Here is a 19,842-nt window from a genome sequence, read left to right as displayed (position 1 = left end):
CGCATCATTGACCGACATTTCGGTCTCTTCTCTGAATCGGCTTTGTCAGAAAATGGATTTCAGCTGCATACCGGTCAAGACCCCCCTCGCCTGCGCGCTGCTGGCCGCGATGGCCACCCCGGCGATGGCCGAGTTCGAGCTTTCGCTTTACGCGGGCTCGCAGAACGTGGCGCCATCGACGCTCGACGGGACGTATCCCGCCGGCGGCGACTATGACCGCAAGGTCGACTGGCACGGCAAATCCTTCGAGATGCCGCCCTATTACGGCCTGCGCGGCACCTGGTGGCAGACCGACAATCTGGGCTTCGGCGCGGAATTCACCCATATCAAGGCCTATCTCGACAAGGACGACCGCGACGCGCTGGGGTTTTCCCGGTTCGAATTGACCGACGGGCTCAACATCCTCACCGCCAACGCGATGGTTCGCTGGCCCGATGCGCTCGGTACCGCAACGCCCTATGTCGGCGCCGGTCTGGGCGTTGCCCTGCCGCATGTGGATGTCGAAATCGGCGGCTCGGACACCTATGGCTACCAGCTTGCCGGTCCCGCCATGCGCGCGCTGGCCGGGCTCAGCGTCGATGTCACCGACCGCATGGCGCTGTTCACCGAATACCAGTTCACCGCGTCGTGGAACGATCTGGACCTCGAAGGCGGCGGCTCGGGCAGGACCGTGCTCCGCACCAACGCGATCAACTTCGGCCTGTCGATCAGCTTTTGAAGCGACGGCGGCGCAGCGTCACCAGCTTCAAGGCCACCACAATCACGTAGAACACGCACAGGATCACCAGGCTGATCCACGCATAGGTGAACAGAACCGCGCCCGCGATGGCGAAGGCCACGAGGAACAGCTTCACGTTGCGGCGCGGCACGCGGGTGGTCTTGAACGACCATGTCGGCACCTGGCTGACCATCAGCATGCCGATCCCCATGACATAGAGCGCCAGCAGGAAATCCGGCAGCACCGGCCCGTCGGCAAAGGCGAAGGACGCGAACATCGGCAACATCGCCAGCATCGCGCCCGCGGGCGACGGCACACCGATGAAAAAGGCTCCGTCACCGCCCTTGCCGCCCTGCTCTTCCTTGCGCGCCACGTTGAACCGCGCCAGCCGCATGACGCAGCAGATGGCATAGACCAGCACCGCCAGCCAGCCGAGGCCCCGCAGGTCCTGCAGCGCCCAGAGATACAGCAGCAGCCCCGGGGCCACGCCGAAATTCAGGAAATCCGCGAGGCTGTCGAGTTCCGCCCCCATCTTGCTGTCGGACCCCAGCGCCCGGGCCAGCCGCCCGTCCAGCCCGTCCAGCACGGCGGCCAGCAGGATCATCTGCACCGCCAGTTCCCAACGCTCGGACAGCCCGAACCGGATCGAGGTCATGCCCAGCCCGATCGCCGTGATCGTCAGCATGTTCGGCACCAGCTGCACCAGCGTCAGCTTGTCGCCGCGCGGGGTCTCGCTCATTCGGCGTCTCCGTCAAGCCGCGCCAGGATCGTCTCGCCCGCGACCATGGTCTGCCCGATGGCCACGTCCGGGGTCACGCCCTCGGGCAGGTACACATCGAGCCGCGATCCGAACCGGATCAGGCCAAAGCGCTCGCCGCGCGCGATCTCTGCGCCTTCACGGGTGAAACACAGGATGCGCCGCGCCACCAGCCCCGCGATCTGCACCACGCCCAGATCGCGCCCGTCGGCCATGGTGATGACGATGCCGTTGCGCTCGTTGTCCTCGGACGCCTTGTCGAGCGACGCGTTGAGGAACTTGCCGGGCGTGTAGGCCACCCGCTTGACGGTGCCCGCCACCGGCGCGCGGTTGATATGGCAGTTGAACACCGACATGAACACCGACACCCGCAAGAGCGGCACCTCCGACAGGCCCAGCTCGGGCGGCGGCACCGCCTCCTCGATCAGCGACACGACGCCATCGGCCGGCGAGATCACGAGGCCCGGACGGTCCGGCGTCACCCGCTCGGGGTCGCGGAAGAAGTAGTAGCACCAGATCGTCAGACCGACGCCGATCCAGCCCAGCGGTTCCCAGACCAGAAACAGGACCAGCGTGACGACGGCAAAGATGCCGACAAAACGCCGCCCCTCGGGGTGCATCGGTTTGATGAAGGTATCGCGCATCCGCATCGGGCTGCCTTTCGGGTTCGGAATATCGCCTGACCGGGTAACCGGGGGCAGGCGCGGGCGCAAGGGTTTCGCGGCAAAGGCGGCGTGGCGACGGCGCGCGGCCTTGAGGCTGCGACCGACCCCGTGCGCGCAAGGAAGGCTGCGTGATCCTGTCGGTCGGCCTGGAAGCGCCGGTCCGGCGGGTTGGCGCCGCAACGATCAGGCAAGGCGCCTTGTCCCGCCACATCGTCGCCCGAAACGAACCGCGCGCTTGGAACACCAAAGCGCCAAACCGGTGGGGCCGGATCGACGCTGGAGCGCGGCGGCTGCAAGCAGCCTTTGGTCCGCGCCCGGGCGTGCGGTCCGCTCCCGCGCCGGGGCCTCGTCACCGACCAGACGCGCACCACCGCCCTGGCCCCCGCGCCGGGGCCTCGCCGCAAACCCGCCGCAACCACGACGGCCCCGGCCACCGCGCCGCTCAGCCCTCTGGCACCGTCGCCTGCATCGACGGGCGCGCCGAAAAACCCTCGTACCAGTCCGCCAGCGCCGCATGTCCGTCGCGCCAGCCGCGCGCGTCGTGGCGCAGGTCGAGATAGCCCAGCGCGCAGCCCACCGCGATCTGCCCCGCATCGAGCGGCCCGGCAAGGTGGCTCATCCAGCGTGCCTCGACCGCCGCCAGCGCGCGGGCGATCTTGCCCCACTGCGCCTCGATCCAGTCCTCCCAGACCCTGCCTTCGGGGCGGAACCGCAGCTCGTAGGTCATCGCCAGCGCCGCATCCAGCATGCCATCCGCCAGCGCTTCCAGCGTCAGAACGTCCCAGATCCGGCTTTCGGGGTAAAGCTTGCCGCCCGCGCGGGCATCCAGGTAACGGCAGATCACCCGGCTGTCATACAGCGTGCCGCCATCGTCGCGCACCAGCGCCGGGATCTTGCCGATCGGGTTCAGCGCGGTCAGGTCCGGGTCGGGATCGAGCGGCGAGTTCGCCCCCGAAACCAGCGTCACGTCGTCGATCTGGCCGGTTTCGATCAGGGTGACGTGCACCTTGCGCACATAGGGTGACGGGCTGAGCTTGTAGAGTTTCATCATCCGCTGGACCTTTCGGGATAGACGTTTCGCGACAACCCTACAGCCCGCGCCGCGTGCCGCAAGCACCGGCGACGACCGCGCCGGGCGCCGCTTCTTTTCCGGGATTGCCGTGCGGACGGCATTGCCGTGCGGACCCCGCCCCTCAGCCTGCCTTGGGATGCGCGGCGGCGTAGACCTTCATCAGGTGGACCTGGTCGACCGAGGTATAGGCCTGGGTCGTCGACAGCGACGCATGGCCCAGCAACTCCTGGATCGCGCGCAGATCGCCGCCCGCCTGCAACAGGTGTGTGGCAAACGAATGCCGCATCGCGTGCGGCGTCGCGGTGGCGGGCAGACCCAGCTGCATCCTTGCGGCCTCGGTCACCTTCTGCACCAGCCGCGGGTTCAGCGCACCGCCCCGCGCGCCGCGAAAGACCGGCGTGCCGGGCGTGATGTCATAGGGGCACAGGGCCACGTATCTGGTCACCGCCGTGCGGGCCACCGGCAGCACCGGCACGATGCGTTCCTTGCCGCCCTTGCCGAGGATCCGCAGGCTTTCGCCCAGCGGCAGCGCCGCGCCGGTCAGCCCCAGCGCCTCTGATATGCGCAACCCGGACCCGTAAAGCAGCGTCACCACTGCCGCGTCCCGCGCGCCGATCCAGTCCGCGCGGCCCTGATCGCCCACGGTGTCGATCATCGCGCGGGCGGCATCCTCGGTCAGCGGGCGCGGCAGTTTCTTCTGAAAGCGCGGCGCGCGGGCCGACAGCACGGCGGTCGGCTCGTATCCCTCGCGCTCGGCGATGTAGCGGTAGAACGACTTGACCGCCGACAGCTTGCGCGCCATCGACCGCGCGCTGGCCCCGTCACCGCGCAGATGCGCCATCCAGGCGCGCATGTCGCTGGTGGCGATACGCGCCAAGGCGGCCAGCCCCTGGCTGTCGCCGTGATGGCGGGACATGAAGGCAATGAAATCGATGACATCCGCGCGGTAGGCGGTCGCCGTGTTCTCGGCCTGTCCCTTGATCGCGCGCGCGGTATCCAGCCACCCCTCCAGCGCATCGCGCGCCTGGGCTGACAGCGTCAGGCTCATTGCAGCCAGCGTCGCATCGACCGTTCGAACACCCCAGCGAAGAAGGCCAGAAGGTCGGTGCCGTGCTGTGACGTGAACTGATGCGGATCCTCCGCGCCCATGACCAGAAGCCCGGGCAGGCGTCCCGCCCCGAAGTCGAGCTTGAGACACGCCTCCGAGCGCACCCAGTCGCACAGCTCGCCATAGATGCGCGGGTTGCCGTCCTCGATCTGGCGCAGCGTGATCTGCCGCACGGGCGTCGAGCGGCCATTGGCAACGTAGCTGTCGATGAAGCCGGGCTCGGCCACGGTCAGCACGCCGCCAAGCCGCGCGACGGCGGCGTCCTCGGCGCCGGCACCCGCGGATTCCAGCACCAGCTTGACGCAATCGACCCGCAGGATGTCGGCGACATCGCCGCCCAGATCGCGCAGGAACGGCTCGAACTCGGTCGGGTCGAGCATGCGCAGGATGGCGCGGTGCAACTGGTTGGTCCCGGCGAGGTTCTCATAGGCGGCGGCAATGACCGAGCGGTGGGTCTCCTCGAGCCGGTCGAGACGCGCCTCGAGGCGTTCCATGGCGATGCCGCGCAGATCGACGATGTTCGCGCCCATCGCGCGTTCATTCGCCGCCACCAGCGCGCGCATCAGGTCGGCGTCTTCCAGCAGAAGGTCCGGTCGCTCCATCAGCGCATCGCGCAGGGAGGCATCGATCTTGGGTTGGCTCGTCATGTCGCCTCATGTCGGTGTCGCACGTCCCGTGTTGCCCGGGCCTTTGGGGACTTGTCCTCTGTCGAAGGTCTTTGTGTCAACGCCGAAGGGACCGGAAGGTAAACGCGGTGCCTTTGAGGTCACGCGCCGAGATAGCGCGCAAGGCTGGGCGGCGGATCGGCGAACAGCGCCTCGGTGTCCTGCGGCGCATGGGCGATGCCGTCGGCGACAAGAATGGTGCGGGTGCCCCATCGCCGGGCGTCGGCGGGGTCGTGGCTGACCAGCAGGGTCAGCGCGCCAAGCCGGTCCGACAGGGCGCGGACGCGGGTGAGCATGTCGGTCTTGAGCGCCGGGCCGAGGGCCGCGAAAGGTTCATCGAGCAGGATCACGGGGCGGTTCTGCAGCAACAGCCGCGCGAGTCCCGCGCGGCTGGCCTGACCGCCCGACAACGCGGCGGGTTTGCGCGCGCCGAAGCCGTCGAGCCCGACCTCGCGCAGCACCTCGTCCACCCTGCGGCTGTCCTCGGGGGTGATCCGGCCGCCGCCGGGATCGAGGGCAAGGGCCAGGTTGCGCGCAAGGTCGAGATGCGGGAACAGGTTCTGGTCCTGGAACAGGATCGCCACGGGCCGCTTGCCCGGGGCCGCGGCGGTGATGTCGCGGCCCTGCCACAGCACGCGCCCGGCCCCGGGCGTCTGGAACCCCGCGATCACGTCGAGCAGCGTCGACTTGCCCGCCCCCGACGGCCCGATCACCGCGATCCGTTCGCCGGGCGACAGCGTCATATCCGCCGACAAGGTGAAATCGCCCGCCCGCAGGCGGATACCGTCAAGCACCAGCATCGACCCGCCCCCCTTGATCGAAGAGCCAGAACAGCGCGAGGCTGGCCCCCAGCAGCATCAGCGCCGCCCCCTGCGCCGCCGCCATCTGGTAGCTGCCCATCAGCCGGTAGACATGCAAGGGCAGCGTCGTCCGGTCCGGGTCGGCAAACAGCGCGATTACCCCCAGATCGCCCATCGACAGCGCCGCCGTCAGCCCCGCCGCGAAGCCCAGCGGACGGCGCAGGCGCGGCAGGAACACCCAGCGCAGCCATGCCCGCGGCGTCAGGTCCAGCGATTGCGCCAGCCGCGCATACTCGGCGCGGACAGCGTCCGCTTCGGGGCGCAGGATGCGCAGCGCGAAAGGCAGGCTGACCAGCGCATTGACCAGCGCCGTCACCGGCAGCGCAAGCGCGAAGGGGTTGGCAAAGGGCCGCACCAGAAGGAACAGCCCGGTGCCCAGCACCAGAGGCGACAGCGCGATGCCCAGAAGGCCCAGAAGCTCGCCGCGCCGGGTTGCCAGCGGCAGCGCCCAGGCCAGACACAGCCCGGTCGAGACCAGCGCCACCCAAAGCGAGTTTCCCGCCGCGGTCCAGGTTTCGGGGCCGAGCAGCGCCACCCCCGGCAGCCCGCGCGCGACCACCAGCCCAAGCGGCATCAAGAGGAACAGCGCCACCGCGAAGATCGCCGCACCGTCGCCGATCCGCGCCCAGGCCCCCTGCCCGTCCCAGCGCGGCACCACCCGGTCGAGTCCCGCGCCAAAGCCTGTCCCCGCGCCCCCCGCCAGCCGCAGCGCCACCAGCCCCGCCACCAGCGCCAGGCCCAGTTGCACCACCGACAGCGCCGCCGCCCGCCCGAGGTCGAAATCAAAGCGCATCGCCTGGTAGATCGCCAGTTCGACGGTCGTCGCCCGTGGCCCGCCGCCCAGCGTCAGCGCCACCGCGAAGGAGGACAGGCAGATCACGAAGATCACCGCGAAGGCCCCGGGCAGGATCCGCCCCAGCATCGGCACCTCGAGCGTGCGGAACATGGCCCAGGGCGTCAGCCCCAGGGACGCGGCAAGGCGCAGGCGTTCGGCGGGCATCGCCAGCCAGCCCTGCAACACCAGGCGGGTGGCCAGCGGCAGGTTGAAGAACACATGCGCGATGACGACGCCGTGCAGCCCGTAGACGCTGAACCCGGGCAGACCCAGCGCCGCGAGGCCGCGATTGACCAGCCCGTTGCTGCCGAAGGTGGCGATCAGGCCCAGCACGGCCACGATCACCGGCAGGATGAATGGCGCGCCGAGAAGCGCCACCAGGATCCCGCGCCCGGGAAAGTCGCGTCGGGCAAAGGCCCGCGCCACCGGCACCGCGAAGCCCACCGAGAACAGTGCCGACAACAGCGCCTGCCAGAGGGTGAACCGCACCGCCGCAAGGTCGCCGGGCGCGAAGGCGGCAAAGCCCCCGGCCCGGACCAGAACGGCCGCGACCGGCACCAGCGTCAGCGCCAGCACCAGCGCGCCCGCGATTATTGCGAGAGACCGGCGCGCCATGCTTCGACGGCCTGATCGCGCAAGCGCGCGGCCTCGTCCTCGGTGTAAAGCAGGGACGTCCCGGGCAGATCGAGCGCCCGGAAGCCCGCGGGCCACTTGTCCTGGCTCAGCGCGGACGGAAACGACCAGTTGCCGGTGGCGATCATGGTCTGGAAATCCTCGGACAGGATGAAGGCCATGAACTGATCGGCAAGCTCGGGCACATCGGTGCCCGCCACCTTTCCGACCAGCTCGACCATCAGGTAATGGCCCTCGGGGAAGATCGCCGCCTTGATGGTGTCGTCTTCCTCGGCGATCAGGTGATAGGCGGGCGATGTGGTGTAGGACAGCACCATGTCGGCCTCGCCATCGGTGAACAGGCCGTAGCTTTCGGACCAGCCCTTGGTCACCGTCAGGATGCTGTCGGACAGCTTTTCCCAGGCCTCTTGCGCGCCGTCGCCGTAGACCGACTGCACCCAGAGCGCCATCGCCAGACCCGAGATCGAGGTGCGCGGATCCTGGATCACGATCTTCAGCTCGTCCCCCGCCGCGAGAAGCGCCGCGAAGGTTTCGGGCGGCGCGCTCAGCCGGTCGCTGTCATAGACAAAGGCGGTGTGGGAATAGTTGAACGGCAGGAAGGTGTCGTCGGTCCAGTCGATCGGCAGGGTCAGGCCGTCAAGGTCCTGCCCGTGCGGCGCGAACAGGCCCGATTGACGCGCGCGCCGGGTCACGTCGGTGTTCAGACCGAAGACGATGTCGGCCTCGGTGCGGTCGCCCTCCAGCAGAAGCCGGGGCATCAGGTCGCCGGGCTTGAATTGCAGATCGCAGCCGCAGCGGGCCTCGAACAGCGCTTCGATTTTCGGGCCGGGGCCCCATTCCGAGACGACGTAATCGCCCGCATAGACGGTCAGGACATCCTCTTGCGCGGCGACCGAGGTCGCCAGAAGTAGTCCCGCTGCAAACGTGGTGAGGGTTCTCAAGTCCCATCCTCCTCTTTGCGGCGGATGGGTCAGATCGGGGGCATGAGAGGCCCGGCAAACCTTCCCTCCGCCGGTGTTAACCGGTTCAGGTTCAACGGGTTCGAGCAGTTGCGCATCTCAGCCTTGCGGCACCCCGAGGTAGTTCTGACGTAGTGCAGCGCCGCGGGGCTTGCAAGGGTCCCGCCGTTTCGGGTGGCAGGGCCGTCGGGCGACCGGGCGGTCGGGCTCAGTCGTCGCGGCGGTCCGGTCGGGTGATCGTCATCAGCGCGCTGATCTCGGCGTCGGGGATGGCGGCGTCGGCATAGGTGAAGGTGCCGTGGTGCAGCACCTCTTCGGCGGCGCGCTTCACCGCCCCGAGTGCGGCGCGCGCGAAGGACCCGCCGGTGCTGATGCGGGTGACACCCGCGGCGGCCAGATCGTCGACGCTGACCCGCAGGCCCGACAGGCCCATGACCACGTTCACCGGCTTGTCGAGCGCGGAGCACACGGTGCGGATGGTCGCGAGGTCGGGCAGGCCCGGCGCATAGAGCACATCCGCCCCCGCCGCCGAAAAGGCCTGCAGGCGGTGGATCGTGTCGTCGAGATCGGGATTGCCCCAGAGGTAATTCTCGGCCCGGGCGGTCAGCAGGAACGGCAGGTCGCGGGCGGCCTCGGCGGCGGCCTCGATGCGGGCCACGGCGGCGTCCATGGCATAGATCGGGTCGTCGGGATCGCCGGTCGCGTCCTCGATCGAGCCGCCCACGAGGCCAAGGCTCGCGGCCATGCGGATCGTCTCGGCGCAGGTTTCCGGGGCGGGGCCGAAGCCATCCTCGAGGTCGGCGGTGACCGGCAGGTCGGTGGCCGCGACGATGGCGGCAGCGTTCAGAAGCAGCGTCTCGCGCGGGATGGCGGCAAAGCTGTCGCGCTTGCCGCGCGCGAAGGCCAGCCCGGCGCTGGTGGTGGCCAGCGCCTCGAACCCCATCGCGGTCAGAAGCCGCGCGGTGCCCGCGTCCCAGGGGTTGGGCACGACGAAGGCCGCGCCGCGCTGATGCAGCGCCGCAAAGCGCGCGTGTTTGGTCTTCTGGTCGGTCATCGGGGCCTCCTTGGGCAAGGGTTTCAGCCTAGACGGTTTCTGTTGCGTCTGTCCCGCCTCTTGAGGCGATGCGCGCTCTGGCCTAACAGGGGCGGCAGCAGCAAAGGGCACGCCAGCATGAGCTACAACACCTTCGGACACCTGTTCCGCGTCACCACCTGGGGCGAAAGCCACGGGCCCGCGCTGGGTTGCACGGTGGATGGCTGCCCGCCGGGGGTGCCCATCGACGAGGCCGCGATCCAGCACTGGCTGGACCGGCGCAAGCCCGGCCAGAACAAGTACACCACCCAGCGGCGCGAACCCGATCAGGTGCGCATCCTGTCGGGCGTCTACGAGGGGCAGACCACCGGCACGCCGGTGCAGCTGATGATCGAGAATACCGACCAGCGATCCAAGGATTACGGCGACATCGCCGAGACCTTCCGCCCCGGTCACGCCGACATCTCCTACTGGCAGAAATACGGCATCCGCGATCCGCGCGGCGGCGGGCGGTCCTCGGCGCGCGAAACCGCCGCACGGGTGGCGGCGGGCGGCCTTGCGCGGGCGGCGCTGGCCAAGCTGGTGCCGGGGCTCGAGGTGCAGGGCTACATGGTGCAGATGGGGCCGCATCCGCTGGGGCCCGGGCGCGACATGGACCAGATCGAGCAGAACCCGTTCTGGGTGCCCTCGGCGCGCGCGGCAGAGGAATGGGCCGCCTATCTGGACGGGCTGCGCAAGTCGGGCAATTCCTGCGGCGCCGTGGTCGAGGTGGTGGCGCGCGGTGTGCCCGAGGGGCTGGGCGCGCCGGTCTATGGCAAGCTCGACACCGATCTGGCGGCGGCGATGATGTCGATCAACGCGGTCAAGGGCGTGGAGATCGGCGAGGGCATGGCGGCGGCGGCGCTGACCGGAGAGGACAATGCCGACGAGATCTTCCTCGGCAACGACGGCAAGCCGGTTTATTCGTCGAACCATGCGGGCGGCATTCTGGGCGGCATCTCGACCGGGCAGGATGTGGTGGTGCGGTTCGCGGTCAAGCCGACATCGTCGATCCTGAAACCGCGGTCGTCGATCACCAAGTCCGGCAAGCCGACCGAGGTGATCACCAAGGGCCGGCATGACCCTTGCGTCGGGATCCGGGCGGTGCCGGTGGGCGAGGCGATGATGGCCTGCGTGATCCTGGACCACCTGTTGCTGGACCGGGGCCAGACAGGCGGGGTGCGCGGGCCTATCGGGTAGGTGCTGCGCCGACCCCCGCGGCACGCGGGCCGTGGGGGTCGAGAGGTCCGGACGGGCCGCTTACAGGTAGAAGCGGTTGCGGAACGTGCGGCGCACAGCTTGTGCGCGGGTCTCGCCGCGGGCGGCAAGGTCGGCGTCGTTCATTGCGCGCAGCATCGTCAGTTGCTGGAAGCGCGGGTTGTTGCGCGACATGAAGCGCAGGGCACCTTCCATCGCGTCGCTGACGCAGGTGAAAAGGTCGGGGCGGTGATCGGCAAGCGTATGTGCCATGTTGAACTCTCAATGTTTCCGTTGCGGTCCCCAGACAAATGACCATTCCCAGGCAATTCCCAACCACCAAAGGCACATGCCTGACTTGCTTGGCACGCATGGCTCGACGGGGCCGACAGGCGGGTCGGGAAAAGCGCTGAAAACCTTTCGCATGCGAAAGGTAAGGATTTGATAACGTTCGTTAATATTTTCAAACCGGCGCGGCGCCTCAAGGTCGGGCGAATGCGGCCGCCGGGCATGACCAAGCGTCAGCGGTGACGGCGGCAGGCAGAAAGGGCACATGCGACGAGGCGTCGTCCGGGGGGCCGCGGCGTCAGGCCTTGAAGGCCGCGTCGACCGGGCCCCGAATTGTCGGGGCAAATGGCCGCTGCGTCGGCGCAGAGCGTGTCATCTGCCAAAAACGGCAGGGTGATCGGGAGCGGCAGGGTGATCGGGAGTTTCGACCATCGCGCGATGGTGCGGCGTGACGGTGTCGCAAGGATGGTCGCCCTCGTGACGGCCCCGGCGCTGGCCGGGTCGGGCTGACGCCGCCGGGGCAGCATGTCCATGCCCCCGTTCGTCGCGCAGGCATCGCGCCGGTGTCGCGGCGGTTGGATGCAAAGCGGCGGTTCCTGCCCGCGCCGGGATCAGCGCGCGGGCAGGCAGTGTTCAGAGCGCCCGAACGGTCAGACCGGCGTGGCGTGGGTCCGGCGCGGCGGCATCTCGGGCAGGGCCGAGGGCTTGCGCGCGGCTTTGCGGGACTTATCGGCTTCGGCGATCGTGCGCATCACCCGCGGCGAGATCGGGCGCTTTCGCGGCTGTGCGGCGGTCAGCGAGTCGTCGGCGACAACGGTCGGCAGATCGATGCCGAACACCGACTTGCCGTTCTGCTGCGCGGCTTCCGACATGATCTGCGCCATCTTGAGCTGCTGCATCCAGAACGCGTTGGTCCAGGCCATCCAGATCTGTGTGGCAGCCAATGGGTTCATATAGGTCATCGTTCCCTCCTCTGACCAGTTTCGGGGTCTTCCCCCCCCGATCAAGCACGACTGCGGCTGCAGCCACGCGCGTTAGCCACCAAAGCCGAAAGATGCCAGATCTTCGGTTCGACGGGTCGTCAGTCGCGTCAGGCACATCAGAAACACCTGACTTTGCATCGAGCCACCACGTACGGCGAGGCTTTCGGCTTCGCAAGCCTGATCCCGAAACGGGATCCAGGCCCGCTGGGCGTCGCGCAGAATGTCTTCTGCCGGTACGTCCGCAGGGCCGATGGTCTTGTCCCAGCGCCGCACGGTTGCAACCGCCATGCGCCAGACCCGGTTCAACTCGGCGTCGGCGCGCTCGTATTCCAGCCCGGCACAGCCCGTCATCTCGACCTGGGTGGTCGGATCGGCGCAATTCGGCGTCTGGGCGGCGGCCGGCATGGCCGACAGAACCGGCATGCCGACACAGGCACAGGCCCAGAGAGCGAATCGCGACAACATGACTGGCCTGAGCCTCCTTCAGGGGTGAATACCGGGTTTCGCCCGAGGTGTAAGGTGGAAAATGCACGCATACGTTGATCAGGATCAATCTGCCGCCGATGTGAGCAGAGATCAGCCGTCTGCCGCCTTTTCAGGCGCAATCGGGGTGTAGCCGCAGCGCTGCGGCTTGATGTCGAGAAGCGGCGTGCCGTCGATGCAATCGAGCCCGCGAATGTGCAGCACCGCGCCCTCGCGCCCTTCGAGCAGCACGCGCGACAGGCCGATCGGGTTCGGGCGCACCGGCGACCGCAGGGCGAAGGTGCCGCGCAGATCGCCGTCCGAGCGCGGCGTCTGGGTCACCAGGTCGCGGCGCGACCGGTCAAGCCAATAGAGCACGTCGAGCTCTGAAAAGCGGTCGATGCCGTCCAGCGCCGCGGCCCATTCGGGATCGAGCACAAGCTGGCAGGGCGGCCCGTCGAACCGGCCCTGGCGCGGACAATCGGCACGGGTGGCATAGGGCGTGCGGCACCGTCCGATGAAGCGCAGCGCGGCGTCGTCGGCGGGCGGCAGATCAAGCGCGATCTCGCCGGGGCGGAGGTCCTGTGTGGGGTCCATCGGGCGGCTCCTTCTGGCGGGGGTGCAGCAAGGCTAGCGCGGGTCGGCGGGGGACGCACGCAAAAGAGACTTGCAAACCCGCGCGCGGTGGCGGAAAATTTGCTGGGTTTCGGAAATTTTGCAGGTTTGCGCATATGAACGACATGGCAGAGGCGCTGAGAGTCGCGATCTCGCTGGTCCTGTCAGGCGATGCGGACCTGTGGCAAATCGTCCTGCTGTCACTTCGGGTGAGCCTGACCGCCACCGCCGTCGCCTGCCTGATCGGGCTGCCGCTGGGCGCGCTTCTGGCGACGCGGCGCTTTGTCGGGCGCGGCGCGGTCATCGTGCTGGTCAACGCGCTGATGGGCCTGCCGCCGGTGGTGGTCGGCCTGCTGGTCTATCTGATGCTCAGCCGGTCGGGGCCGCTGGGAGTTCTGGGGCTGCTCTACACGCCCGCGGCGATGATCATCGCGCAAACGATCCTGATCACGCCCATCGTCGCCGCGCTGTCGCGGCAGGTTCTCGAGGCGCTGCACCTGGAATATGACGAACAGTTCCGGTCGCTCAGGCTGGGGCCGGTGGCGGTGGTGCGGGCGCTGCTGTGGGACGGGCGATTCGCGCTGCTGACCGTCGGGCTTGCGGGGTTCGGGCGGGCCATCGCCGAGGTCGGCGCGGTGATCGTCGTGGGCGGCAATATCGACCATCTGACGCGGGTCATGACGACGGCGATCGCGCTCGAGACGTCGAAGGGGGACCTGGCGCTGGCGCTGGCTTTGGGCATGATCCTTATGGCGCTGGCGCTGGGCGTGAACGCCGCGGTGCACAGCGTGCGGACAACCGAGGGACGCCTGGCCCATGCGTGATCTCGACCCGAGGGACATCGCAATGGAACCGCGCCTGAGGCTGGACGGACTGGTCGTCAGCCGCGGCGATCGGCGGCTGCTGGACGGCGTCGCGATGACGGTGCAGGCGCAGGGCATCACCATGATCATGGGGCCGAACGGCGCGGGCAAGAGCGTGCTGCTGCGCGCCATTCACGGGCTGATTGCCACCGAAGGCAGGATGCGCTGGGGCGGCGACCGCGTGCCGCGACAGGCGCTGGTGTTCCAGAAGCCGGTGCTGCTGCGCCGGTCGGTGGCGGCGAACATCGATTTCGTTCTCGGACGGGACCCGGCGCGGCGCGACGGCCTGCTCGCGCGGGTCGGGCTTCTGGCCCATGCGGGGCAACCCGCGCGGCGTCTGTCGGGCGGGGAACAACAGCGCCTGGCGCTGGCCCGTGCGCTGGCGACCGACCCCGAGATGCTGCTGCTCGACGAGCCGACGGCCAACCTCGACCCGGCCTCGGCGCTGATGATCGAGGACATCCTGCGCGACGTCGCCGCCCGGGGCACGACGATCCTGATGGTGACGCATGACATCGCCCAGGCCCGCCGACTGGCCGATCACGCAGTCTATCTCGCGCATGGGCGCGTCGCCGAGCAGGGCCCCGCCATCCCGATCCTGTCCACCCCGGACACCCGCATCGCGCGGGATTTCCTTGCCGGTCGCCTGATCCCCTGAGGCCCCGCCCCCCGTTTTCCGCAACGACACCAAAGTGAGACCCCGATGACCGCCTTTCGCCTGTTCCCGCTTGTCCTGACCGCCTGCGCCGGCACCGCCCTGGCCGGGACCGCCCTGGCCGACAGCACCGCGATCCTGGTGCAATCCACCACCTCGACCGCCAATTCCGGGCTCTACGACCATCTGCTGCCGCAATTCACCGCCGAGCACGGGATCGACGTGAACGTGGTCGCCGTCGGCACCGGTCAGGCCATTCGCAACGCGCAGAACTGCGACGCCGACGTGCTGTTCGTGCACGCAAAAGCCGCCGAGGAGGCCTTCGTCGCGGCCGGCTACGGCGTTTCCCGGCACGACGTCATGTACAACGATTTTGTCATCGTCGGCCCGCCCGAGGACCCCGCGGGGGTCTCGGGACTGACCGACGCGAAGGCCGCACTGGCGCGAATCGCGGCGACCGAATCCCTCTTTGCATCGCGCGGAGACGATTCGGGCACCCACAAGAAAGAGCGAAGCCTGTGGTCCGGCACGCAAGTTGACCTAACGGAAGCATCGGGCACCTGGTACCGCGAGACCGGGTCCGGCATGGGCGCGACGCTGAACGCGGCGCTGGGCATGGGCGCCTACGCGATGACCGACCGCGCCACGTGGATCAGCTTTGCGAACAAGGGGGATTTCAAGGTTCTCGTCGAGGGCGATGCGGACCTGTTCAACCAGTACGGCATCATCCTCGTGGCCCCGGATCACTGTCCCGAGGTCAAGTCCGAGGCCGGTCAGGCCTTCATCGACTGGGTTCTCTCGGCACCGGGCCAGACCGCCATCGCCGCTTACGGTATTGACGGAGAGCAATTGTTCTTTCCCAATGCAGTTGATTGACGCGTCAGTCCGTTAACCAGTGTATTGGTCACGAGTGCCCCCCTTCCGTTCGCGGGAGGGGGGTTTTCAGTGCCGTTCGCAAGCGCCATGCGCGCGAGCGGTTCAGGGCCGCCCGGCGCCACCTTGCGCCCTCGGGGCCGCACACGCATGATCGCGGGGCCGCAAGGAACCCTGCCACATGCCCGAGTTTCTGACCGTCAAAGAACTGGCCGCGCTGCTGCGGATCAAGGAACGCAAGGTCTATGACCTCGCCGCGTCCGGTGCCGTGCCCTGCGCCAAGGTGACCGGCAAGCTGCTGTTTCCCGAGGCCGACATCCGCGCATGGATCGCCAGCGGGCAGTCGGGGCCGGATGCCTTGCGCCCGACCCGGCCCGACGTGGTGCTGGGCAGTCACGACCCGCTGCTCGACTGGGCGCTGCGGCAGTCGCGGGCCGGGCTCGCCACCTATTTCGACGGCTCGCAGGATGGGCTGAAACGGTTCGTGGCCGGGGAAGGCATCGCCGCCGGACTGCATCTGATCGGACCGGACGGCGACTGGAACATCGCCGATGTCACCGCCGAGGCATCCGGATGCGACGCGGTGCTGCTGGCCTTTGCCCGCCGCCAGCGCGGACTTCTGATGCGCCCCGAGCTGGCCGACCGGGTGACCGGCTTCGACCGGCTTCCCGGCCTGCGCGTCGCCCCCCGGCCCGAGGCAACCGGAAGCGCGCGGCTGTTTTCGCGGGAACTCGCGGCGGCGGGCCTGTCGAGGGCCGACCTGACGCTGACCGACATCGCCCATAGCGAGGAAGACGCCGCCTTCGCGGTCCGCCAGGGCGGCGCGGACGTGACCTTCGGACTGGCGGCGCTGGCCCGGTCGCATGGGCTGGCGTTCCGCCCGGTCACCGAAGAGCGATTCGATCTGCTGCTCGACCGGCGCGCGGCCTTCGAGCCCCCCTTGCAGGCGCTGCTGGCGTTCCTGCGCGGTGCCGCGTTTCGCGCCCATGCGGCGCAGATCGCGGGTTATGACCTTCGCGACGCCGGACAGGTGCGCTGGAACGCCTGATGCCGTCGCGCGAAACCCCGCAGCGCGGAACCGGTGGCACGGCCAGTGACGCGTATTTGGAAAATGGAAAGGGCAGGCAGCGCCTCCGCCTGCTGTCTTTCCATTTTAAAAATACGCATTTGCGCCGGCGCCGCGCGCGCGACACCGGATCAGACAGCGAGGTGGTCGGCGCGGATGGCGGGCGCGGCGTCAAGGGCGTCTAAGCTGCCGGCAAAGACCACGCGGCCATGATCGATGATCGCCACCCGGTCGGCCACGGCGCGGGCGAAGGGCAGCGTCTGTTCGGACAGCAGGATGGTCAGCCCCTGGCGCTTCAGGCGGCGGATGGCGCGGGCCATTTCGGTCACGATGACCGGGGCGATGCCTTCGGAGGGCTCGTCGAGCAGCAGGCACGCGGGGTTGCCCATCAGCGTGCGGGCGATGGTCAGCATTTGCTGTTCGCCGCCCGACAGTGCGCGGCCCTGTGCCTCGGCCCGTTCGGCGAGGTTGGGGAAGAGTGCAAACAGCGCGTCTTCGGTCCAGGCGGGGGCGCCGTCGCGTGGCGGCTGGCGACCGACTTCCAGGTTTTCGCGGACCGTGAGCTGGGTGAAGATGCGGCGTTCCTCGGGGACATAACCCAGGCCTTCGCGCGCCACGCGAAACGGCGCCAGGCCGGTGATGTCGGTTCCGCCGAGCCGCACTTGTCCGCGTGCCACCGGCAGCATCTGCATGATCGCCTTGAGCGTCGTGGTCTTGCCCGCGCCGTTGCGGCCCAGCAGCGCCACCACCTCGCCGCGCGCCACCGACAGCGAAAGCCCGGCCAGCACCTGCGCCTTGCCGTAGAAGACGTCGATGTCGCGCACCTCAAGCATCGCGCAGCGCCTCCTCGTCGAGCCCGGCCCCGAGATAGACCTGTTGCACGCGCGGATCGGCGCGCACCGCATCGGGCGGACCTTCGGCGATCAGGCGGCCGCGATCGAGGACCATCACCGCCTCGGCATGGGCGAAGACCACATCCATGTCATGTTCGGTGAACAGGATGGTCATGCCGCGGTCGCGGGCGATGTCGGTGACCGTGGTCATCAGCTCGGCGCGTTCGGTCGCGGCCATGCCGGCGGTCGGTTCGTCCATCAAGAGCAGTTTCGGATCATGCGACAGCGCGATGGCCAGTTCCAGCCGCTTGAGGTCGCCGTAGGCCAGGATGTCGGCGGGGCGGTCGGCCTGTTCGGCCATGCCCACGGTCTCGAGCAGCGCGCGGGCGGCCTCGACCTCGAGCCGCCGGGCATAGGGGATCAGCGAGAAGCTGCGGCGCTGGTGCGACAGGAGTGCGGTCTGCACGTTCTCGAGCACGGTCATCGACGGCCAGGTGCCGGTGATCTGGAAGGTGCGCCCGACGCCGCGGCGGAAGATCCGCGGCGGGGTCAGCCCGGTGATCCAGCGGTCTTCGAACAGGACGCGGCCCGAGGTCGGGCGGATCTCGCCCATGAGCATCTTGAACAGGGTCGACTTGCCCGCGCCGTTCGGCCCGATCAGGGCGCGGATGTCGCCGGCCGCGAGGGTGAAGCTGACATCGTCGACGGCGTGCAGCGCGCCGTAGTGGCGCGACAGGTGGTCGACGGCAAGAAGCGGGGTCATTGGCGGCCCCTTTGCCACAAGCGGCGGAGCGATCCGACGATGCCCTCGGGGGCCAGCGTGACGATGAAGAGGATGGTCAGGCCGAGGGCCAGTCGCCAGTATTCGAACCGGGTCAGCCAGTCGGTGCCCGCCTCGAAGACCGCGCCGCCGACCCAACCGCCGGACAGCGTCTTGACGCCGCCGAGGAAGACCACGATCAGGGCGTCGAAAGAGCGGGCGATCTCAAGCTCGTTGGGAAAGACCGAGCCCTTGGCAAAAACAAACAGACCGCCCGCAAGCCCCGCCATCGCACCCGCCAGCGCGAAGGCCGCCCATTGCAGACGCCGTACGTCGAGGCCGGTGGCGGCGGCGCGGCGGGGATTGTCGCGGGCGGCGCGCAGGGCATATCCGAAGGGCGCGTGGGCGATGTGGCGCAGCGCCAGGATCCCCGAGACGGCGAGGGTGAAGGTCAAGAGGTAGAAGGCGGTGTTGCCTTCGGCCCAGGGCGCGGGCCAGATGCCGACCAGCCCGTCCGAGCCTCCGGTAACGTCGGCCCATTGCCAGACCAGCGACCACAGGAGTTGCGCGAAAGCCAGCGTCAGCATGGCGAAATAGACCCCTGTGGCCCGCAGCGACACCCAGCCTATGGCAATCGCGAGGAGCCCCGCGATCAGAGGGGCGAGGAGCAGGGCCAGTTCCATCGGTGCCCCGGCTTGGCGCACCAGAAGGGCCGCCGCGTAGGCGCCGCCGCCATAGAAGGCCGCGTGGCCAAAGCTGACCAGCCCCGCCTGCCCCAGCAGGAAATGCAGCGAGGCGGCGAAGAGGCACAGGATCAGAATGTCGGTGGCCAGCACCAGCAGGAAGTCCGACCCGTATAGCGGCAGCGCGCCGAGCGCCGCCAGCGCCAGGGCGACACCTGCGCGCACGCGTCGGCCCGCGGGCCGGATCGGGTCGTCGGGCAGGCCCGGCTGGCCTGCCTCGCCGGCCACCTCGGCACGCCCCAGAAGCCCGAAAGGCCGCCACATCAGAACCGCCACCATGACCACGAAGGTCAGCGCCAGCGTGGTTTGTGGCAGGTAGGCGACGCCGAAGACACCCAGCACCGAGATCAGCACTGCCGCCAGATACGCCCCCGGCAGCGACCCCATGCCGCCGATCACCACCACCACGAAGACCGAGGTCAGGATGGTGAAGTCCATGAGCAGGTCGGCCCCGCCCTGCGGCAGTTGCAGCGCGCCGCCAAGGCCTGCCAGCGCGCAGCCCAGCGCAAAGGTGCCGGTGAAGAGCCAGCGCTGGTTGACGCCGAGCGCGCCGACCATTTCGCGGTCCTGGGTGGCGGCGCGCACCAGGATGCCGAACCGCGTCCGGGTGATCAGCGCCCAGAGGCCAAGCGCCACCAGGGGCGTGATCGCGATCAGGGCGAGGTCGTATTTCGGCACCGGCTCGCCCAGAATGCGCACCACGCCGCGCAGGCCCGGCGCGCGCGGGCCGAGCAGGTCCTCGGGCCCCCAGATCATCAGCGCCAGGTCCTGAACGATCAGGATGACGCCGAAGGTCGCGACCAGCTGAAAGAGTTCGGGCGCGGCATAGACCCGACGCAGGATCACCATCTCGACCAGCGCGCCGATCACGCCCACCGCGACACCGGCCAGCAGCATCGCGCCCCAGAAGCCGACGGACCCGGGCAGCACCTGCATCAGCGTGTAGCCGATATAGGCCCCCAGCATGTAGAAGGACCCATGCGCGAAATTCACGATGCGGGTGACGCCAAAGATCAGAGACAGGCCCGAGGCGACCATGAAGAGCGCTCCGGCATTGGCCAGCCCGGTCAGGATCTGCGCAAGGAAAAAGCCCATCGCCGTCGCGTCCTTTCGCAGGCTCGGGGGGGCGGCGCGTCTGGCCCGCCCCGGTGGCCCGGTCA

General features: G+C 68.8%; 22 protein-coding genes and 1 riboswitch. Of the genes, 6 read left to right on the top strand and 16 right to left on the bottom strand.

Annotated elements, in window-relative coordinates; translation table 11 throughout:
- Nucleotides 1–52: 52 nt before the first annotated feature.
- A complete protein-coding gene (locus tag ACXYMN_RS16565; protein ID WP_459014769.1) occupies nt 53–718 on the top strand; it encodes an outer membrane protein in 666 nt (221 codons plus the stop codon).
- Here the strand turns inward: ACXYMN_RS16565 and pssA are convergent.
- The 9 genes from pssA to ACXYMN_RS16520 all read right to left on the bottom strand — a co-directional run bounded on the left by pssA (nt 708) and on the right by ACXYMN_RS16520 (nt 9,326).
- Nucleotides 708–1,457: a CDP-diacylglycerol--serine O-phosphatidyltransferase gene (gene pssA, locus ACXYMN_RS16560; RefSeq protein WP_459014768.1), complete on the bottom strand. Its 750-nt coding sequence runs from the start codon at nt 1,455–1,457 to the stop codon at nt 708–710. The two genes, ACXYMN_RS16565 and pssA, sit on opposite strands and share 11 nt — an antisense overlap.
- Nucleotides 1,454–2,125: a phosphatidylserine decarboxylase gene (locus tag ACXYMN_RS16555; protein WP_459014767.1), complete on the bottom strand. Its 672-nt coding sequence runs from the start codon at nt 2,123–2,125 to the stop codon at nt 1,454–1,456. Before ACXYMN_RS16555 ends, pssA begins: the two co-directional genes overlap by 4 nt.
- 457 nt (nt 2,126–2,582) lie before the next feature.
- Complete coding sequence (locus ACXYMN_RS16550) at nt 2,583–3,188, bottom strand: glutathione S-transferase (protein ID WP_459014821.1); 606 nt, start codon at nt 3,186–3,188, stop codon at nt 2,583–2,585.
- Between the two features lie 145 nt (nt 3,189–3,333).
- Nucleotides 3,334–4,260: a tyrosine recombinase XerC gene (locus tag ACXYMN_RS16545; protein WP_459014766.1), complete on the bottom strand. Its 927-nt coding sequence runs from the start codon at nt 4,258–4,260 to the stop codon at nt 3,334–3,336.
- Nucleotides 4,257–4,967, bottom strand: coding sequence for a DUF484 family protein (locus ACXYMN_RS16540; protein ID WP_459014765.1), 711 nt, complete (start codon nt 4,965–4,967; stop codon nt 4,257–4,259). Before ACXYMN_RS16540 ends, ACXYMN_RS16545 begins: the two co-directional genes overlap by 4 nt.
- Before the next feature lie 119 nt (nt 4,968–5,086).
- Nucleotides 5,087–5,785, bottom strand: a complete 699-nt coding sequence (locus tag ACXYMN_RS16535; protein WP_459014764.1) for a thiamine ABC transporter ATP-binding protein — start codon at nt 5,783–5,785, stop codon at nt 5,087–5,089.
- Nucleotides 5,772–7,295 carry a thiamine/thiamine pyrophosphate ABC transporter permease ThiP gene (locus ACXYMN_RS16530; RefSeq protein WP_459014763.1) on the bottom strand — a complete coding sequence of 508 codons (1,524 nt, stop codon included), beginning with the start codon at nt 7,293–7,295 and terminating at the stop codon, nt 5,772–5,774. The genes ACXYMN_RS16535 and ACXYMN_RS16530 overlap by 14 nt, the downstream gene beginning before the upstream one ends.
- Entirely contained in the window at nt 7,271–8,254 is a 984-nt protein-coding gene (locus ACXYMN_RS16525) for a thiamine ABC transporter substrate-binding protein (protein WP_459014762.1), read from the bottom strand. The genes ACXYMN_RS16530 and ACXYMN_RS16525 overlap by 25 nt, the downstream gene beginning before the upstream one ends.
- Nucleotides 8,255–8,299: 45 nt before the next feature.
- A riboswitch (TPP riboswitch) is annotated at nt 8,300–8,400 on the bottom strand.
- A gap of 80 nt (nt 8,401–8,480) precedes the next feature.
- The gene (locus ACXYMN_RS16520; protein WP_459014761.1) at nt 8,481–9,326 is read right to left on the bottom strand and encodes an isocitrate lyase/PEP mutase family protein; all 846 of its coding nucleotides are present in this window, start codon (nt 9,324–9,326) and stop codon (nt 8,481–8,483) included.
- A gap of 117 nt (nt 9,327–9,443) precedes the next feature.
- Here ACXYMN_RS16520 and aroC point away from each other — a divergent pair, with 117 nt between their 5' ends.
- Nucleotides 9,444–10,544, top strand: coding sequence for a chorismate synthase (aroC, locus tag ACXYMN_RS16515; RefSeq protein ID WP_459014760.1), 1,101 nt, complete (start codon nt 9,444–9,446; stop codon nt 10,542–10,544).
- A 60-nt stretch (nt 10,545–10,604) separates the two neighbouring features.
- On the opposite strand, the gene ACXYMN_RS16510 is transcribed toward aroC, so the two are convergent.
- The 4 genes from ACXYMN_RS16510 to tsaA all read right to left on the bottom strand — a co-directional run bounded on the left by ACXYMN_RS16510 (nt 10,605) and on the right by tsaA (nt 12,871).
- Nucleotides 10,605–10,814, bottom strand: coding sequence for a hypothetical protein (locus tag ACXYMN_RS16510; RefSeq protein ID WP_459014759.1), 210 nt, complete (start codon nt 10,812–10,814; stop codon nt 10,605–10,607).
- A gap of 665 nt (nt 10,815–11,479) precedes the next feature.
- Nucleotides 11,480–11,791, bottom strand: coding sequence for a hypothetical protein (locus ACXYMN_RS16505; RefSeq protein ID WP_459014758.1), 312 nt, complete (start codon nt 11,789–11,791; stop codon nt 11,480–11,482).
- A gap of 72 nt (nt 11,792–11,863) precedes the next feature.
- Complete coding sequence (locus ACXYMN_RS16500; protein WP_459014757.1) at nt 11,864–12,277, bottom strand: lysozyme inhibitor LprI family protein; 414 nt, start codon at nt 12,275–12,277, stop codon at nt 11,864–11,866.
- Between the two features lie 111 nt (nt 12,278–12,388).
- Nucleotides 12,389–12,871 (bottom strand): tRNA (N6-threonylcarbamoyladenosine(37)-N6)-methyltransferase TrmO, encoded by a 483-nt coding sequence (gene tsaA / locus ACXYMN_RS16495; RefSeq protein WP_459014756.1) that lies wholly within the window; start codon nt 12,869–12,871, stop codon nt 12,389–12,391.
- Nucleotides 12,872–13,005: 134 nt separating this feature from the next.
- Between tsaA and ACXYMN_RS16490 the strand changes: the two genes are divergently transcribed.
- The 4 genes from ACXYMN_RS16490 to ACXYMN_RS16475 all read left to right on the top strand — a co-directional run bounded on the left by ACXYMN_RS16490 (nt 13,006) and on the right by ACXYMN_RS16475 (nt 16,328).
- Nucleotides 13,006–13,713, top strand: coding sequence for an ABC transporter permease (locus ACXYMN_RS16490; protein WP_459014755.1), 708 nt, complete (start codon nt 13,006–13,008; stop codon nt 13,711–13,713).
- Entirely contained in the window at nt 13,706–14,410 is a 705-nt protein-coding gene (locus ACXYMN_RS16485; RefSeq protein WP_459014754.1) for an ATP-binding cassette domain-containing protein, read from the top strand. The genes ACXYMN_RS16490 and ACXYMN_RS16485 overlap by 8 nt, the downstream gene beginning before the upstream one ends.
- A 45-nt stretch (nt 14,411–14,455) precedes the next feature.
- Nucleotides 14,456–15,283, top strand: a complete 828-nt coding sequence (locus ACXYMN_RS16480; RefSeq protein WP_459014753.1) for an ABC transporter substrate-binding protein — start codon at nt 14,456–14,458, stop codon at nt 15,281–15,283.
- 178 nt (nt 15,284–15,461) lie between these two features.
- Nucleotides 15,462–16,328 (top strand): substrate-binding domain-containing protein, encoded by an 867-nt coding sequence (locus ACXYMN_RS16475; protein WP_459014752.1) that lies wholly within the window; start codon nt 15,462–15,464, stop codon nt 16,326–16,328.
- A gap of 149 nt (nt 16,329–16,477) precedes the next feature.
- On the opposite strand, the gene ACXYMN_RS16470 is transcribed toward ACXYMN_RS16475, so the two are convergent.
- The 3 genes from ACXYMN_RS16470 to ACXYMN_RS16460 are packed head-to-tail and all read right to left on the bottom strand — an operon-like array spanning nt 16,478 to nt 19,777.
- Nucleotides 16,478–17,179: an ABC transporter ATP-binding protein gene (locus ACXYMN_RS16470; protein ID WP_459014751.1), complete on the bottom strand. Its 702-nt coding sequence runs from the start codon at nt 17,177–17,179 to the stop codon at nt 16,478–16,480.
- Nucleotides 17,172–17,942 (bottom strand): ABC transporter ATP-binding protein, encoded by a 771-nt coding sequence (locus ACXYMN_RS16465; protein ID WP_459014750.1) that lies wholly within the window; start codon nt 17,940–17,942, stop codon nt 17,172–17,174. The genes ACXYMN_RS16470 and ACXYMN_RS16465 overlap by 8 nt, the downstream gene beginning before the upstream one ends.
- Nucleotides 17,939–19,777 (bottom strand): ABC transporter permease, encoded by a 1,839-nt coding sequence (locus ACXYMN_RS16460; protein WP_459014749.1) that lies wholly within the window; start codon nt 19,775–19,777, stop codon nt 17,939–17,941. Before ACXYMN_RS16460 ends, ACXYMN_RS16465 begins: the two co-directional genes overlap by 4 nt.
- Nucleotides 19,778–19,842: the final 65 nt, after the last annotated feature.

This window comes from Roseivivax sp. CAU 1753 (genome assembly GCF_054482575.1).
Note: the sequence above shows the minus strand (reverse complement) of the source record. Positions and strands in the feature narration are given on the sequence as shown.

Bases quoted from the DNA above. Each gene is read 5' to 3' on its own strand.
- ACXYMN_RS16470 (WP_459014751.1), bottom strand. From the start codon at position 17,179: ATGCTTGAGGTGCGCGACATCGACGTCTTCTACGGCAAGGCGCAGGTG.
- ACXYMN_RS16540 (WP_459014765.1), bottom strand. From the start codon at position 4,967: ATGACGAGCCAACCCAAGATCGATGCCTCCCTGCGCGATGCGCTGATG.
- tsaA (WP_459014756.1), bottom strand. From the start codon at position 12,871: ATGGACCCCACACAGGACCTCCGCCCCGGCGAGATCGCGCTTGATCTG.
- ACXYMN_RS16555 (WP_459014767.1), bottom strand. From the start codon at position 2,125: ATGCGGATGCGCGATACCTTCATCAAACCGATGCACCCCGAGGGGCGG.
- pssA (WP_459014768.1), bottom strand. From the start codon at position 1,457: ATGAGCGAGACCCCGCGCGGCGACAAGCTGACGCTGGTGCAGCTGGTG.
- ACXYMN_RS16520 (WP_459014761.1), bottom strand. From the start codon at position 9,326: ATGACCGACCAGAAGACCAAACACGCGCGCTTTGCGGCGCTGCATCAG.
- ACXYMN_RS16500 (WP_459014757.1), bottom strand. From the start codon at position 12,277: ATGTTGTCGCGATTCGCTCTCTGGGCCTGTGCCTGTGTCGGCATGCCG.
- ACXYMN_RS16550 (WP_459014821.1), bottom strand. From the start codon at position 3,188: ATGAAACTCTACAAGCTCAGCCCGTCACCCTATGTGCGCAAGGTGCAC.
- ACXYMN_RS16480 (WP_459014753.1), top strand. From the start codon at position 14,456: ATGACCGCCTTTCGCCTGTTCCCGCTTGTCCTGACCGCCTGCGCCGGC.
- aroC (WP_459014760.1), top strand. From the start codon at position 9,444: ATGAGCTACAACACCTTCGGACACCTGTTCCGCGTCACCACCTGGGGC.
- ACXYMN_RS16475 (WP_459014752.1), top strand. From the start codon at position 15,462: ATGCCCGAGTTTCTGACCGTCAAAGAACTGGCCGCGCTGCTGCGGATC.
- ACXYMN_RS16545 (WP_459014766.1), bottom strand. From the start codon at position 4,260: ATGAGCCTGACGCTGTCAGCCCAGGCGCGCGATGCGCTGGAGGGGTGG.
- ACXYMN_RS16535 (WP_459014764.1), bottom strand. From the start codon at position 5,785: ATGCTGGTGCTTGACGGTATCCGCCTGCGGGCGGGCGATTTCACCTTG.
- ACXYMN_RS16485 (WP_459014754.1), top strand. From the start codon at position 13,706: ATGCGTGATCTCGACCCGAGGGACATCGCAATGGAACCGCGCCTGAGG.
- ACXYMN_RS16460 (WP_459014749.1), bottom strand. From the start codon at position 19,777: ATGGGCTTTTTCCTTGCGCAGATCCTGACCGGGCTGGCCAATGCCGGA.
- ACXYMN_RS16510 (WP_459014759.1), bottom strand. From the start codon at position 10,814: ATGGCACATACGCTTGCCGATCACCGCCCCGACCTTTTCACCTGCGTC.
- ACXYMN_RS16490 (WP_459014755.1), top strand. From the start codon at position 13,006: ATGAACGACATGGCAGAGGCGCTGAGAGTCGCGATCTCGCTGGTCCTG.
- ACXYMN_RS16565 (WP_459014769.1), top strand. From the start codon at position 53: ATGGATTTCAGCTGCATACCGGTCAAGACCCCCCTCGCCTGCGCGCTG.
- ACXYMN_RS16530 (WP_459014763.1), bottom strand. From the start codon at position 7,295: ATGGCGCGCCGGTCTCTCGCAATAATCGCGGGCGCGCTGGTGCTGGCG.
- ACXYMN_RS16505 (WP_459014758.1), bottom strand. From the start codon at position 11,791: ATGACCTATATGAACCCATTGGCTGCCACACAGATCTGGATGGCCTGG.
- ACXYMN_RS16465 (WP_459014750.1), bottom strand. From the start codon at position 17,942: ATGACCCCGCTTCTTGCCGTCGACCACCTGTCGCGCCACTACGGCGCG.